The sequence below is a fragment of the Thermosipho sp. 1070 genome, assembly GCF_001682135.1.
Lineage (GTDB): Bacteria > Thermotogota > Thermotogae > Thermotogales > Fervidobacteriaceae > Thermosipho > Thermosipho affectus.
In genome coordinates this window covers 632,231-646,609 of record NZ_CP007121.1, presented here as the reverse complement: position 1 = coordinate 646,609, position 14,379 = coordinate 632,231, and the positions used below count along the sequence as shown (strand labels likewise).

Genomic DNA, 14,379 nt, shown 5'->3' with positions numbered 1-14,379 from the left:
GGGGGGTTATGCGTAGTTATCGGGAAGATCATTTTCAAATAATATTACATCACCTTGTTTTAGAAATGTTTTAAATTTTTCGATAACTTCATCCAAGGAATTTACAACAAAGACTTCTCCTTTAAACCCAGCATCATTTAGTCCTTCTAAAATCTTTTTTGTTCTTTTTTTATCCACCAAAAATACAACATCTACGTACTTTGATATTAATTTTCCCAATTTGTAATGTTCGTCGTCTTCTCTTTCTCCTAATTCCACAAAACCAGGAGTTACTAATATCTTTCTTCTATAATTAAAAAGTGATAAATATTCAAGTGCCATTTTAAACCCCTTTGGATTCGAATTAAAGGTATCATCTATTACAGTTATTGTATCGTCTCTAACTATTTCTAGTCTGTGTTTTGGTTTGACTATATTTTTAGCCCTTTCTATTATTTCCTCTACTGGTACCTTTAATTCAAAAGCGCTAACAATGGAAAGTAGTAAATTTATTATATTTTCCTTTCCGTATACATTCGTTTTTATTTCAAACTCTTGGTTGTTGGGAGTTTTAAGTATAAATTGTGAGCCATCTTTTTCCAGTCTTAAATCTTTTACCTTGTATTGTGCTTTTTCATTTTTTATTCCACAAGTTATAACCTCTGCACCTATATCTTTTATTAATTTTTCTATGTTTTCATCGTCTAAATTTACTACAATTTTTTTCCCTATCCTCTTATCTGTTAGGTAGTTTTTAAAATTTTTTATTATATTTTCCATACTGTGAAATTCTTCAAGGTGTTGTATACCAATAGAAGTTAATATGGATATATCTGGGTGAAGTAAGTCAAGTAATTTATCATATCCGTAGTTGTCATTTTCCGCAAGCTCTACGACAAATATTTCGTGCGACTTATCTAGTTTTTCGCGGATTACTTTTGTAATTCCCATTGTAGTGTTGTAGCTTTCCGGCGTCATAAGTGTTTTGTAGTGTTCGCTAATGAGATGGGTAAGAAAGTATTTTGTACTTGTTTTCCCATAGCTTCCCGTTACGGCTATAATTTGTGGTTTTAGATGTTTTATCTTTCTTTTAGCATCTTTGTAGTAGTATTCATTGATTAAGCGTTCGATAGGAAGCATTAACGCATTTATTAAAAAATAATAAAATGAGTTAAATAAGCTTATGAAAAATAAAATAGATTCGGATAATAAACTGCTTGAATGTATAGTCCATAGTAAACAAAAACCAAAAATTGCGTATGAAACGTATAATAATCTTCTTAGGCGTTTTGTGAAAACAAGTGGTTTTTTCTTTTTAACCAAAACAAAGTATCGCAAGTCAACGTATATTGAAATTACCAGCAACGCAATTGCAATGTACAGGTTGAAAAAATAAAAGACAATAGATAGTACAAATAGTAGATTAACCAAGTACCTGTTAAGATGTGAAAATATCCATTTTAAATATTTTTTTTCGGAATATTCTTCAAGTTGTAGCATATGAAGAGAGTAAAGGGATCTAATTACAAAATTTGAAACAAATAGGAGCAAAAATATCTTTTCAAGCATATTATCCTCCTAAAAATATTTTTAAATCGTTTAAGAATCTGTCGTAATTTTCCAAAAATGGAAAGTGTGAAACATTTTTATAGATTATAAGCTTTGAATTTTGGATTAATCTTTCAAATTCTTTTACAACATCAAAGGAGACAGCATTGTCTAGGTCGCCCCAAATAATTAGCGTTTCACTTTTTATTTTCTTTAATTCCTCGGATATGTCTTCATTTACCACGACTTTTAAAATTTCGCGCATTATACCTTTAGAATTTTTGAAATCTTCAGAACCAAATCTTTCTCTTAAATATTGTGTGTTGAGGTTTAAAAATTTAAATACTTTTACCAGTAATTTATAAGTTAATACTTTGCATCTTAACTTTAAGTTTTTTCTTCTTATACCAGGTGCAGAAATTATTACTAATTTATCAAGCCATTTTGGATTTTTTGAGGCCAAAATAGCGGCAATCTTTCCGCCAAAAGAGTGTCCTATCAAAGATATGCTATCTAAGTTCAATGATTCAATAAAATTTTCAATAGTATTTGCATAATCAAAACTAGACATTACAAAAGGAGGTTTTGAACTTTTTCCAAAACCGGGTAAATCAACCAGTATTGAGGTATATTCTAATTTTTCTGCAATTGGTTTAAAATAAGAAAAATCTGCACCCCAACCGTGCAAGAAAAGTATATTTTTTTTACCTTTAGGGATTATTTCATAGTGTATCATTTACCCACCTTTAAATTTAAAAGATTTGTATTGATAGATAAGATTTTATTTTCTTTATCTTTGGCCCTTTCAAGTCCTATGTTTATCATGTTATCTATTATTTGTGAAAATGTAAAACCACTTTGTTGCCACAGATAAAATGCTAGTGCACCTGGTATAGAATTTACTTCGTTTACGTATACTTTGTCTGTTACTAGAAAATCTATCCTTACATTTCCTGCACATTCCAATGCCTTGAATGTTTCTATAGCTACTTTTTTTACCTCTTTTGCTAATTTTTCATCCAGGTTTGCCGGAATAATATGATTGGAAAATTTTTTTCCTTTTTTAAAGTATTTTTCCTCAAAGTCAAAAAGTTCTTTTTCTTTTACTATTTCTTCAAGCTTTGACACCAAAATGTTTTTATAACCCATTACTGCGCAATTTACTTCTTTTGCATCAATCCACTTTTCCACCAGTACTTTATCATCAAATTTAAGAACAAGCTCTATTGCCTCTTTTAGTCCTTCTCTATTGTCAACTTTTGAAATACCTATGCTTGAACCTAATCTTGCAGGTTTCACTATCATGGGATAGCTTAATTCTTCTTCGCATTTTTTAAAAAAATCTTCACTAGGTTTTGTTGTATATTTAAAATCCACCATCGGTATACTATTTTCTTTTAATAGAATTTTTGTTATAACCTTGTCCATTGAAAATGCAGAAGAGTAAAAATCACTTCCAGAGAATGGAATGCCAAAAAATTGACACATACCTTGAAATGTACCATCTTCTCCATTTGTTCCGTGAAATGCAAGGAAACAAAAATCGATATAGTACTTTTTTAATCCTGATTTTAAAACTAATTTGTTTTTTTGGGGAAGAATAACATCAATTTTTTTGGCTTTTTTTAACATGAAATCAATATCCTTAAAATTTTCTATATTTTCGAGTATTTTTCCCGTAAACCATTCGCCTTTTTTTGAAATGTAAATGGGAATGACATTATACTTTCTCCTATCTATGGAGGATAGGACTTGATTAGCTGTTATTATTGAAATTTCATGTTCAACGCTTTTTGAACCGAAAAAGATTCCAACGTTTAGCATATATGCCTCCTATAACAGGTGTTTTTGCAACATTTCGGCAATAATGGCAGATGGAAATGGCGCAAGCCTTTTGAAATTACTTTTTATCTCTATTTCACTGCTTTCTAGACCTTTGTCTACTACTATTTTCAACGAACAAAATTCTATACCATTTTCTGCACAAACCTTTGCTATTGCCGCACTATCCATATCTACTATTTCTGCTTGTGTTTCTTTGTAAATTCTTTCCTTTTCTTCTTTTGAGTTTATAAAAGAATCACCGCTTGCAATAATCCCAAAGATTGTATCGTTGTATATATCGTATATTCTTTCAACTAAAAGATCAGAGGCCTTAAATGATGATACTGTTTTTTCTCTAAACCCTATATCGTGTTCTACGTACTTTGTTCCGCAAACTATATCCCCAATTTTTCTTTTTTCGTTTATTGCACCTGCTGAGCCGCAATGTATTAGGTATTTAGGATTGAATTTATCTATTAAAACTTGGGCCATCATTGCAGATTCAACTTTTCCAATTAATCCATATACAAGTAGTACTTCATTTGCACCTATTAATCCCCTCATATAAGGTCTTTTTAATATTTCACCATTTTCCAAAACGGGAAGTAGTTCCCTAAAAGCCCCTAAAATTTCTTCCCTTAAGACACTGGTTATAACAATCATTATTTCCCTCCACCTCTAATTACCATATGTACTTCAAAATCTCCTTCTGAAAAGATATTCAAAGGAAGTTTTAATATTACACCTTCTGCGGTAACTTGGATATCTTTACCTGTGATTACAGTGGGAGGTGTAATATCTACTTTATACCCTACTTTTTCAAGTTCCATTGCAATTGATCCACTAGTCATGTTTCCCAACTCACCTAATGCGCTCAATGCAAGTTCATCTAGATTCTCATATGGCATTCCCATCATGGTACTAACCACTTTAATTGCTGTGTTTTTGTTAAAAGAATAAATTAAGTTACCATCTATGTCTCCATTAAAACCTATAACTGTAACTATGGGGTATTTTGGTTCAATTCCTTTGGAGATTGAAGGTTTTGAAACATTAGGTTCAACTTTAAGTACCATTTTAAAGGTAGATTTTACCGCTGAAATTAGTGAGTTAATTATTTTTGCATCCATAGATTCACCTCCTTATCATATGTAAACCGTCCAAATTTTCCTTCTGAAATTGATTTGAATATATTATTTTTGGTTCTTTCAAAGTCCACAATTCCACCTTTTGAGATAAATCCTCTTTGTTTTCCATATTCTTCCAAAAATTCCTCAAAGCTTTTATTGATGTTTAATTCATCTTTAAAAAGTTCATATGCCCGAGTAATTATATCATATTTTTCTATTGATTCTACAGGTAAAGAACCAATAAGGAGTAATTTAGCAGCTATGTCTTTGTTAAATAGCTTTGAGTATAATATTCCAGGGGTATCGAGTAATTTTACATTTCCCAAGTTTATCCATTGTAACCCTCTTGTTATACCTGGAGCCATCCCCGTTTTTGCCAGCTTTCTACCTGAAATTTTATTTATTATAGACGACTTTCCCACATTTGGAACACCTGCTATTAATACACGCGTTTCTTTTAATTTTTCTTTTGAAAAGGATTTAATAAATTTTTTAATTTTGTTTACAGGTTCGTCTTTTGAAAAAGATATAACAGGTGATGTTTCACTTATTTTTTTTATCCACAGATTTGTGTAGTTTTCATCTGCTAAATCTGATTTATTTAAAATATACAGGACCTTTTTTCCAGAAAATAATTCTCTTTCAAAAGCAGTAGTTGCAAGTGGAGCCCTTGCATCTAAAATAATTAAGATTGTATCAACTGCTTTTAGAAATTCTTTTATTTTCCTTTTTGCCTTACTTATGTGCCCTGGATACCACATTATTTGGGCACCACCAAAGTACCTACATTTTCCTCTCTTACAGCGGAAAGTAGATTATTCTTTTTAAAGAAGTCCATAACGAGTATTTTCATATTATACCTTTTACATATGGAAAATGCTTCGGTATCCATAATTTTTAATCCTTTTTCTATCGCTTCATCGAAAGTGAGCATATTAAATTTCTTTGCATCGTTGTATTTTTTTGGATCTTTATCGTATATACCGTCTACTTTTGTACCTTTAATTAGTATGTCTGCTTTCATTTCAACAGCTCTCAATGCGGCAGCTGTATCTGTGGTAAAGAATGGATTACTCGTTCCGCCTGCAAATATTACAACGTATCCTGCATCAAAGTATAGGTTTATATCATCGTAATGTATAGGTCTTATCGACGGTAGAGATGTTACTTGTGAAACAACGACAGTTCTTAGGTGATTTTTTTCAAAAATATCTTTCAGATACAATGCGTTTATTACAGTTCCCAACATACCTATTTGATCTGCAATAGTTGGGGATAACTCTTGCATTTCTCTGCCTCTAAATAAGTTACCCGCACCAATAACGATTCCCATGTTTGTCCCGTATTCTAGTATCTTTTTTAACTCATCAACAAGGTATATGATATTTTCATGGTTGAATCCTTTTTCACCTTCACCGCTTAGTACTTCCCCACTGAGTTTTAAGAGGATTCTTTTGTACATATTATCCCTCCAACTTAACAATATCCTTAAAAGTATTTACCAGTCTAATGTCACTTGTTAATAGTATTATTTGTCTTCTTTTTGATTCGTGATTTAAGATGTCTATTACTCTTTTTAGTCTTTCGTTGTCGTACCTTATAAAAGCGTTGTCAATTATCAATGGAAGGTTGTGTTCTGCCATGGTTTTAAAGAGTGCAACTTTGTATGCGAATAACATTTGATCAAAAGTAGCAGCACTTAAAAACTCCTCTGGATTTAATTTTTCACCGTTTATATTTAACCTTACAGAAAGGTTATCCTCGACAATAATTGGCATGGTTTCATTTACTATGGAAAGTAATATCTTAGTAAATTCTTCCTTAAATTTCTTTCCATAGGTTTCCACATATTCTTCTAGTCTTTTTCTTAATATTTCTTTTGCCTTTGAGATATTTGATAAGTATACTTTTAGAGATTCGATTTTTCCTATAATTTTTTCTTTTTCCTGTATTTTTTCCAATAAAGTTTCAAAAGAGGGAATTTGTTTTAGTTCTTTTGAAAGTTCCTCTTCAATTTCCTTATTTTTCCTTTGTAATTCTTTTATTTCAAATTCCAAATTTCTGATTTCTTCGGGTAAGATTTCGTTGTCCAACATAGATTGGTATTTTTCAATATCAGATTCTACCTTTGTAATATTTTCCGTTATAGTTAGATATTTACCGTATAGATTATCAAAATTTTTGATTTCATCAAGTGAGAGCTTTAGTTCTTCTACTAATTTATTGAGGGTAAGCGTTGTTTCATCTTTCTTCTTTAGTTGATTTTCCATTTCGGATTTTACTTCATATAGTTGTTTTTCCAACGAGGATTTTGTAAGAATTAGCCTTTGTACTTCATTTACCAACCTTTCAAGGTAAGAAATACCAGAATCTATAATTTGGGCGGCACTTCCCAAATTAAAATCTTTTAATTCCTTTAAAATTTCAGACTCTAATTTTTTAAATTCTTCACTTGCACTTTGATAATCTTTTTTTCTTGCCTTCCATTCAATAAATTCGTAGTATCTTTGCCTTAATTCTTTTAGTGACTTTAGATTGTATTCTCTTAGCAGACTTAAATACCTAGGTCGTATTATTTTTTTCTTCATCAACTCATCTATTTCATTTCTTATTATTTCTGCTGTTCCTTCCTTTTTTCTCCAGAGAACTGTTTCAATAAATCCAGCAATACCCGTAATAATTGCCCCACTAAATAGCCAAAGTGAAATGTTTTTCATAACAAATCCCAAAATCAACGAGATTAAAGCTGCAAAGAAAAAGACAAAGGAAAAATCCTTGTGAATTTTTATAGAAGAAGAAATTTTATTTAAATTTTCTTTTAGATCGTCAATCTTCTTTTGTATTTTGTTTTGGTTTTCTTTGTGTTTTGCTTCTTCTTCTTCCAGTTCATCAATTAAATTTTCCTTTTCAGTAAAGAGTTTCCAAAGTGGATTTTCCTCTAGTATATCTTCTAATTTATTTTTCTTTTCGTCATACATTTTCTTTAATAAAATTAAATTTTTAATTTTAAGGTTGACCGTTTCAAGTTCTTTTTCATCTTTTATATTCAAATTTTTCATTTTTTCCTCTAATAGGGTTTCAATATTTTTTAAATTATTTAAAAGTTCATTGTATTGTTTTGAAATTCCATCTATGTTTTTGTTGAGTACTTCTAGTGTATTCATAAATTCCCTAACTTGTACTATTTTTTCCCTATCAATTTTGGAAATTCTTGAAAATTCTTGTAAAGACATGTTTAATTCTTCTTTTTTTAAACTTAAGCTTCTTATTTTGTCATTTAATTCCTTTATGTATTTTCCCTTTTCTTCTTCCAATCTACTTTGTTTTATGATTAATTCATTTTCAATTTTTTCCTTTTCTTTTTTCAATTCTTTTTTGTACAGTATATTTTTATTGTATTTTTCAATTTCTTTCTTTATATCCAAAATTTGTGCGTCAAGTTCAGATATTTTTTTATTTAATTCTTCAATGCAATATTGGACTTTTTCGAAATAATTATTTGAAGCTGCAATAGCTTCAGTTAATCTTATTCCCCACTCATTTTTTTGCATTTTCTTTTTCATATAACCTATAACAAAAGAATCTTTTTCCCTTAACAGGTCTAATTTTTCGTTTTCCTTTATAAACCCCACTGTTTCAAAGAGTTCTCTATCAACAAGAGTGTTAAATTCTCCATTTAGAAAATCCACTTTGAATGTGCCTTCATCCGTTGTTATTTCACCACCAAATTCGTAATGGTTCCAGGGCTCGTATTTTTTGATTTCATCGCCTGGTTTTGATAAAGCGTTAAGAATAAAGTAGGCTATAGTTGTTTTTCCAGAAGCGTTAGGGCCAAATATAACGTTTAATCCAGGTTTGAACTTTAATTCTTTGCTTTTTATCTTTCCAAATCCATTTATTTTTAATGATTTAATCAACATACGCTACCACCTCGCAAAAGATCAAGAAGTACAGCTTTTGTGGTGTCGTTTTCTATATCCTCTAGTACTTTTCTCTCAAATAAATTTTTGTAATCTAATTCTTTGTTTTGAGAAATTACAATATAGTCGTCTTTTAAGGCATCTATCCTTTTTTTATCAACTAGTTCATTTACAACAAGTATGTTTTTTGAATATTTTTTTTCTGGTAATTTATTTAAGTTGTTTAGGTAATAAATCCCCAATGTTTCACAGTCGAGTCTTTCTAATTTTCCATCTTTTTCAATAACCGGTAAATTATTAATAGGAGAGGTGCTAAACTCAAGTTTTTCATCTAGTATTTCAAAGTCTTTAAAATAAACTGAAAGTATTTCCTCCACCTTGTCGTATGTTCCATATTCACCTAATGCATTATAAAAGATAAAGTGGGCATCTTGGTATTGTTTCGAGAGCAAATCTAAAACAGAAAGTTTTAGTTGATATATTATATTCCATAACATGCTTACCCGAAAAGGCACAGAATACAGTTCTAAATTTGCGACTTTAATTTCCATATATCTTAAACCCCCTTAAAGAAGATTAGCTGCTTCGGTGGCTAATAAGGACCTTTCACCTTTTTGCAAGATTATATGTGCTGAAATTTTACTGTTTAAAAATCTACTTGCGGCATATACAAGTCCATTGCTGTCTTTATCTAAGTATGGAGTATCTATCTGATATGGATCACCCAAAAGTACTATTTTTGTATTTTCACCTGCTCTAGTTAAAATTGTCTTAACTTCGTGTGGAGTTAAGTTTTGTGCCTCATCTATTATTATAAACTGATCAGGGATGGATCTTCCCCTAATATATGTTAATGCTTCTATTTCAATTATACCTTTTTTCATGAATTCTTTCATGTTTGTATTGGAAAGTCTAAAAAGATATTCTAGATTATCGTAAATAGGTGACATCCAGGGTTTCATTTTTTCTTCGTAGCTTCCCGGTAGATAACCAATATCTTTTCCGCCCATTGCCACAAGTGGCCTTGCCACTATTATTTTTTCGTATTTTTGTTCTGTAAATGTTTTTTGTAGCGCACAAGCAAGCGTAATGAAGGTTTTACCAGTTCCTGCCATTCCAATTAACGAGACTAATTTTATGTTGTCATTTAGTAGAGCGTCCATTGCGAAAAATTGTTCCCTGTTTCTTGGCTTTACATTCCACGCTGTTATTTTTCTGGACATTTGTAGTAGGTTTTCTCCATCGAATCTGTAATATTTATCCAAGTTGTCTATGTATGCGTTTGGATATAATAAACTTTTGTCCAAGGTTTCTATGTTATGAAATTCAAAATATCCGGGAGTCAAAGATTGAAGTTCTGATCTATCGGAAAGATAGTCTTGGGAAGGTATGCCCAAGGAATCTGCCTTAACCCTTAAGTTTATATCTTTTGATACTAAAAAAGTGGGTTGTTTTGTGGATTTTAAAATGTGTAGTGTATAAACCAAAATCCAGTTGTCTATGTATTTTTCGTATAGAAAGTCTATATCTTCGTGATCTTTTTTCTTTAAAAATACGACTTGTATTTTTCCACCATTTTTTAGTTTAACACCTTCTGATAACTTACCTTTCTGTCTTAAACTATCTAATTCCCTTATTGCATGCCTTGCAGATTTTCCAAGACTTCCCGTTTGTCTTTTTAAATTATCAAGTTCTTCAAGTACGGGAAGTGGTATTATCACATTGTTGTCTTCAAAGGCATAAATAGATTCTGGATCGTGTATTAATACATTTGTATCTAATACAAAATTTTTAATCATTGTCCATCCCCCCATATTCTTACAAATTCTCGTAAGTTTTCAATACCAATTTTTTCCGATAGTTTTAAAAATACTTTAGCGGTTAAAATAGCATCTTGCAGCGCCCTATGTGGAACTTTACTTCCTAGTTTAAATTCTTTTACAAGACTTTCCAAACTTCTGCGTTTTCCGTATAAACTTTCGGATATTTCCAGGGTATCTATGTATTTTGCATTTATAGGAAATTGACCTACTTCTTTTGTTGCAATATCCAAAAATGAAAGATCCATAGTTGCATTGTGCATCACTAATATAGTGTCTTTTGTATATGCCCTTATATTATCCAAAACCCTTTCCAAACCTGGTGCATCTGCAATTTGTGCATTTGAAATGCCGTGGATTTTTTCGGATAATGCTGGAATAGGGATACTTGGGTTCACCAATGAATGATATATCCAGCTATTAACTATTTTTCCTTTGTATACAGGTACAATTGCAACTTCAATGATTCTATCGCCAAACCAAGGGTTAAGGCCTGTTGTTTCTGTATCAAGAACGCAATATACATTTTCTTCCACGATTTACCTCCTAAACTATTAACTCTTCTCCTCCACCCCTTGCAATTACTATTTCTCCTGCTTCTTCCAATCTTCTTACGATGTTTATAATTTTTTGTTGTGCTTCTTCCACGTCTTTTACCCTTACAGGTCCCATAAATTCCAGTTCGTCTTTTAAAAGCTGTGCAGCCCTCTTGGACATGTTATTGAATATCTTTTCTTTTAGTTCTTCTGATGCACCTTTTAGTGCAACGGCAAGATCTCTTGTATCAACTTCACGTAGCACAAGTTGTACTGATCTATCATCAAGTTTAAGCAAGTCTTCAAAGACAAATAGTCTTCTTCTGATTTCTTCTGCAAGTTCTGGAGATTCATACCCGAGTTTTTCCATAATACTTTTTTCCGTTGCCCTATCTATATTATTGATAATTTCCGCTGCTGTATCTACACCACCCACTTGACTTAACGTTTGCATACCGATTCCACTGAATTTCTTTTCAAGGTTCTTTTCTATTTCCCTTACCACATCAGGTGATGCACGTTCGAGTAACGCTATTCTCTTTATCACTTCTGCTTGAATATTTTCTGGAAGCGAGGACAACACTTTAGCTGCAAGTGGTGGTTCTAAAAAGCTCAACACCAAAGCAATTGTTTGTGGATGTTCTGATTGTAAAAAATTAACAACTTGCATGGGATCGGCAAGTTTCATAAATTCAAATGGTTTTACTTGAAGATTTGAGACAAGCCTTTCAATAACCTTCATTGCTCTTTCTGGACCGAAGGCTTTAATAAGCATTTCTTTTGCATAATCTATACCGCCAGAAAGCAACATTTCCCTTGCTTTTGAAAGTTCTTTAAATTCCGATAGAACTTGTTCTTTTTCGTCGTCTGTTACTTTACCAAGATTTGCAATTTCTATTGTAAGTGTTTCGACATCTTGTTCTTCAAGTTGTTTTAACACATTTGCTGCATTTTCTGGACCCATTAAAACCAAAAGTATTGCAGCTTTTCTCTTTCCAGGTATGTTAATTTTATCTGGCATTAGCTCACCCTCTTTCAGACATCCAAATCTTGATTATGGCTGCAGTTTCCTCAGGTGATTTTACTGCAAGCTGTTTTGCGTAATCTTTTAGTTCTTCTATAACCTTTTATGCTTCGCTGAGTATTTCTTCTGCTTCTTGTCCTCCTTCTTCTTCTACTAATTTCTGTGCTTCTTCTTCTAGCATTTTGTACCTTTGAAGTACAAGTTTTCTTGCTTTTGATTTTCTAATTTGTAGTAATATTCCATATGAACTAAAGAACATCAATACCGTTGCAATCAAAAGGAGTGTTATTTTAAAAACAATATCCTTTTTTAATTGTTCTGTTTGGATTAGTTGTTGGTATTGTTCTTCAAGTTCTCTGCTAAATGGGATAAAGGCAAGAGAATAAGAAATATTCGATGGGCTTGCGTTAGCTGCTATACTTTTTTGGATTATATTTGATACTAATTTGTTGATTTCGTCTTTTGAGACTGTATTAAAGACTGTTGAAGAAGAATCTATTATAACAGAAACAGATATGTTTTCTATTTCTCCTTCCATATTTTGTACGACGTTTTCCACTATTTGGTTTAATTCGTAATTTGTAATTTCATGTGATTTTTCATACAGTGAACTATTTGATCCCTCTACACTTTGATAGTAAGTTGTTGGAATATTTGATTCTGTTCCTACAGGTCCACCGTCTGCGGGTTTAACGGTGGATTTCTCAGTTTCTGTTTCTTTGCTCCTTAAAAGTCCTCCTTTTGGAGAAGAATAAGTTGTGATGGTTTTTTCGATCTTTTGCCAATTAAGGTTTATATCGGTTATTACTTCTACTTTTCCAAAGCCAAATACAGTTTCAAGGGCAGGTTGTATTTTGTTTCGATAATAGTTTTCAAGTTGCATTTTTAATTCCGTTTTTGTGTTGGCAGCATATGTGTTTTCGTCAAAGTTTACAAGGTCACTTAACGCCCTTCCAAAATTATCCACCACTTTTACATTTTCCGGTTTTAGCCCTTCTACTGCTCCTGTTAAAAGGTATATGATTCCCTTAACTTGTTCTTTTGAAATGGTTGCTCCAGGTTCTAGTACCAATTGAACAGATGCGCGTGTTTCAGCCATTTCACCACGCACATAGTAGGTATATTTAGGAAGAGTTAAGTGCACTCTTGCATACTTTACACCGTTGATAGTTGCAATGGTTCTTTCTAGCTCTCCTTGTAAAGCCCTCTGATAATTAACTTGTTTGTCAAAACTTGTTGCACCAAAACTACTTTGATCAAGTAGTTCAAATCCCTTTGAGGATGCACCTAAAATTCCACTGGAGGCAAGTTTCATCCTTACTTCGTATACATTGTAAGAAGAAGGTATAAATATCCTATTACCTGCTTCGACTTTGTATGGTATTCCCTGCGATTCCAGTTGTTGGATAATTGCGCCTGCATCTGTTTCGTTGTTTGCGGTGATTAACAATACATATTTTGGAGCATTTAAAACTACGGCAACTACTAATGCAAAAACTATTGCTAAAATTAATGAAGTAAATGCTATTTTTTGGTTTTTGTTGAGCTTTTTCCAAAAATTTGGGATGTTTGACAAACTATCTAAGAATTTTCTAAACCATTCCAAGGAATATCACCTCAGTATAGAAATCTAAGATAAAAGTTTTCAAAGTCTGGATCAAAACCAAGGCCAATACGCCAATACTTATTCCCGTATCCCACTTCAAATTGGAAATTTTTTAAACTAAATCCCTTTGAAAAATCATAAGATAACTCATAATTTGTGCCGACAGGTTCAAAGTGCGAGTAACCTAAAATGGGACCAATTGATATATTAATATTATACCTTAAATTATATCCGAAAACAATTGACGAAAAATGATCTAATCTAAAATAAGACTTTCCACCAATTTCTATAGGATAGTTATTCTCTTGGATGATTAACTTTGAAGATATATCAAAGTAAATAATTCCTAGATAATCAAAAATACTACCAATTTCAAAAAACGAAGTATTTGTACTTTCGTTTAAGAAACCACTTTGTAAGTATAACACATATCTATCGTACAAATTTGTATTTCTGCTAATTTTCCTTGAAGCAGTGATTACTTTTCTTGCGTAGTTTTTTCCCGCATCTAGATATTTTCCTTTTTTGTAGTTTGTTTCTCCAATATTGTATATCGCCAAAACAGTATATATATCTTGATATTTTTGGTAATAGAACCTTATCATTCTATCAGCACCAAGAAGCGCTTGCTTTGGGTTCCATGCGTTGTTTACCCCATAATCTAATGCCGCATTTGCCTTGAATTGAGCAACCCCCATTGCACCGATATTTGAAAGGGCATGTATGTTAAAACCAGATTCTATATATGCTAGTCCTTTGACTATTTCTGGAAATCGCATGGTGTCGGTAAATGTATTGTATGAAACAATTTTGTAAACATAAGGGGTGTATATGGATATTTTTCCCGCGTTGTTATAAAATTGTACTTGCAAACCAAGGTTAGATTTGGTAATATAATTCAAAGGATCCAGCATAAAGGCATATAGAGTTGATGTGACTATTAAAAGAAAAATGTAAAATGCTTTTTTCATAGAATCCCTCCTAATTAAATA

At 31.7% G+C, this 14,379-nt stretch carries 14 protein-coding genes; all 14 read right to left on the bottom strand.

What is annotated here, in order from left to right:
* Window positions 1-6: 6 nt before the first annotated feature.
* The 14 genes from Y592_RS03195 to Y592_RS03130 all read right to left on the bottom strand — a co-directional run bounded on the left by Y592_RS03195 (window position 7) and on the right by Y592_RS03130 (window position 14,358).
* Window positions 7-1,548: a Mur ligase family protein gene (locus Y592_RS03195; RefSeq protein ID WP_075665613.1), complete on the bottom strand. Its 1,542-nt coding sequence runs from the start codon at window positions 1,546-1,548 to the stop codon at window positions 7-9.
* 1 nt (window position 1,549) lies between these two features.
* Complete coding sequence (locus Y592_RS03190) at window positions 1,550-2,263, bottom strand: alpha/beta fold hydrolase (RefSeq protein WP_075665612.1); 714 nt, start codon at window positions 2,261-2,263, stop codon at window positions 1,550-1,552.
* Window positions 2,260-3,351 carry a D-alanine--D-alanine ligase family protein gene (locus Y592_RS03185; RefSeq protein ID WP_075665611.1) on the bottom strand — a complete coding sequence of 364 codons (1,092 nt, stop codon included), beginning with the start codon at window positions 3,349-3,351 and terminating at the stop codon, window positions 2,260-2,262. The genes Y592_RS03190 and Y592_RS03185 overlap by 4 nt, the downstream gene beginning before the upstream one ends.
* Before the next feature lie 9 nt (window positions 3,352-3,360).
* Window positions 3,361-4,014: a 5'-methylthioadenosine/S-adenosylhomocysteine nucleosidase gene (locus tag Y592_RS03180; protein ID WP_075665610.1), complete on the bottom strand. Its 654-nt coding sequence runs from the start codon at window positions 4,012-4,014 to the stop codon at window positions 3,361-3,363.
* The gene (locus tag Y592_RS03175; RefSeq protein ID WP_075665609.1) at window positions 4,014-4,481 is read right to left on the bottom strand and encodes a chemotaxis protein CheX; all 468 of its coding nucleotides are present in this window, start codon (window positions 4,479-4,481) and stop codon (window positions 4,014-4,016) included. Before Y592_RS03175 ends, Y592_RS03180 begins: the two co-directional genes overlap by 1 nt.
* On the bottom strand, window positions 4,466-5,242 hold the full coding sequence (gene ylqF, locus Y592_RS03170; protein ID WP_075665608.1) for a ribosome biogenesis GTPase YlqF: 777 nt from the start codon (window positions 5,240-5,242) through the stop codon (window positions 4,466-4,468). Before ylqF ends, Y592_RS03175 begins: the two co-directional genes overlap by 16 nt.
* Window positions 5,242-5,943 (bottom strand): UMP kinase, encoded by a 702-nt coding sequence (gene pyrH, locus Y592_RS03165; RefSeq protein WP_075665607.1) that lies wholly within the window; start codon window positions 5,941-5,943, stop codon window positions 5,242-5,244. Before pyrH ends, ylqF begins: the two co-directional genes overlap by 1 nt.
* Window position 5,944: 1 nt before the next feature.
* On the bottom strand, window positions 5,945-8,401 hold the full coding sequence (locus Y592_RS03160; RefSeq protein ID WP_088368854.1) for an ATP-binding protein: 2,457 nt from the start codon (window positions 8,399-8,401) through the stop codon (window positions 5,945-5,947).
* Window positions 8,395-8,952 (bottom strand): hypothetical protein, encoded by a 558-nt coding sequence (locus Y592_RS03155; RefSeq protein WP_075665605.1) that lies wholly within the window; start codon window positions 8,950-8,952, stop codon window positions 8,395-8,397. Before Y592_RS03155 ends, Y592_RS03160 begins: the two co-directional genes overlap by 7 nt.
* A gap of 15 nt (window positions 8,953-8,967) precedes the next feature.
* A complete protein-coding gene (locus Y592_RS03150) occupies window positions 8,968-10,200 on the bottom strand; it encodes a PhoH family protein (protein ID WP_075665604.1) in 1,233 nt (410 codons plus the stop codon).
* Window positions 10,197-10,760 carry a 3'-5' exonuclease gene (locus tag Y592_RS03145; protein WP_075665603.1) on the bottom strand — a complete coding sequence of 188 codons (564 nt, stop codon included), beginning with the start codon at window positions 10,758-10,760 and terminating at the stop codon, window positions 10,197-10,199. Before Y592_RS03145 ends, Y592_RS03150 begins: the two co-directional genes overlap by 4 nt.
* A gap of 7 nt (window positions 10,761-10,767) precedes the next feature.
* A complete protein-coding gene (gene fliG, locus Y592_RS03140; RefSeq protein ID WP_075665602.1) occupies window positions 10,768-11,778 on the bottom strand; it encodes a flagellar motor switch protein FliG in 1,011 nt (336 codons plus the stop codon).
* A 106-nt stretch (window positions 11,779-11,884) separates the two neighbouring features.
* Entirely contained in the window at window positions 11,885-13,387 is a 1,503-nt protein-coding gene (gene fliF, locus Y592_RS03135; protein ID WP_237254771.1) for a flagellar basal-body MS-ring/collar protein FliF, read from the bottom strand.
* An 11-nt stretch (window positions 13,388-13,398) separates the two neighbouring features.
* Window positions 13,399-14,358 carry a lytic transglycosylase domain-containing protein gene (locus tag Y592_RS03130; protein WP_075665600.1) on the bottom strand — a complete coding sequence of 320 codons (960 nt, stop codon included), beginning with the start codon at window positions 14,356-14,358 and terminating at the stop codon, window positions 13,399-13,401.
* Window positions 14,359-14,379 lie beyond the last annotated feature (21 nt).

Coding starts and splice junctions, on each gene's coding strand:
- Y592_RS03155 (WP_075665605.1), bottom strand. CDS start 8,952: ATGGAAATTAAAGTCGCAAATTTAGAACTGTATTCTGTGCCTTTTCGG.
- pyrH (WP_075665607.1), bottom strand. CDS start 5,943: ATGTACAAAAGAATCCTCTTAAAACTCAGTGGGGAAGTACTAAGCGGT.
- Y592_RS03150 (WP_075665604.1), bottom strand. CDS start 10,200: ATGATTAAAAATTTTGTATTAGATACAAATGTATTAATACACGATCCA.
- Y592_RS03160 (WP_088368854.1), bottom strand. CDS start 8,401: ATGTTGATTAAATCATTAAAAATAAATGGATTTGGAAAGATAAAAAGC.
- Y592_RS03175 (WP_075665609.1), bottom strand. CDS start 4,481: ATGGATGCAAAAATAATTAACTCACTAATTTCAGCGGTAAAATCTACC.
- Y592_RS03190 (WP_075665612.1), bottom strand. CDS start 2,263: ATGATACACTATGAAATAATCCCTAAAGGTAAAAAAAATATACTTTTC.
- Y592_RS03195 (WP_075665613.1), bottom strand. CDS start 1,548: ATGCTTGAAAAGATATTTTTGCTCCTATTTGTTTCAAATTTTGTAATT.
- Y592_RS03185 (WP_075665611.1), bottom strand. CDS start 3,351: ATGCTAAACGTTGGAATCTTTTTCGGTTCAAAAAGCGTTGAACATGAA.
- Y592_RS03130 (WP_075665600.1), bottom strand. CDS start 14,358: ATGAAAAAAGCATTTTACATTTTTCTTTTAATAGTCACATCAACTCTA.
- fliG (WP_075665602.1), bottom strand. CDS start 11,778: ATGCCAGATAAAATTAACATACCTGGAAAGAGAAAAGCTGCAATACTT.
- Y592_RS03180 (WP_075665610.1), bottom strand. CDS start 4,014: ATGATTGTTATAACCAGTGTCTTAAGGGAAGAAATTTTAGGGGCTTTT.
- ylqF (WP_075665608.1), bottom strand. CDS start 5,242: ATGTGGTATCCAGGGCACATAAGTAAGGCAAAAAGGAAAATAAAAGAA.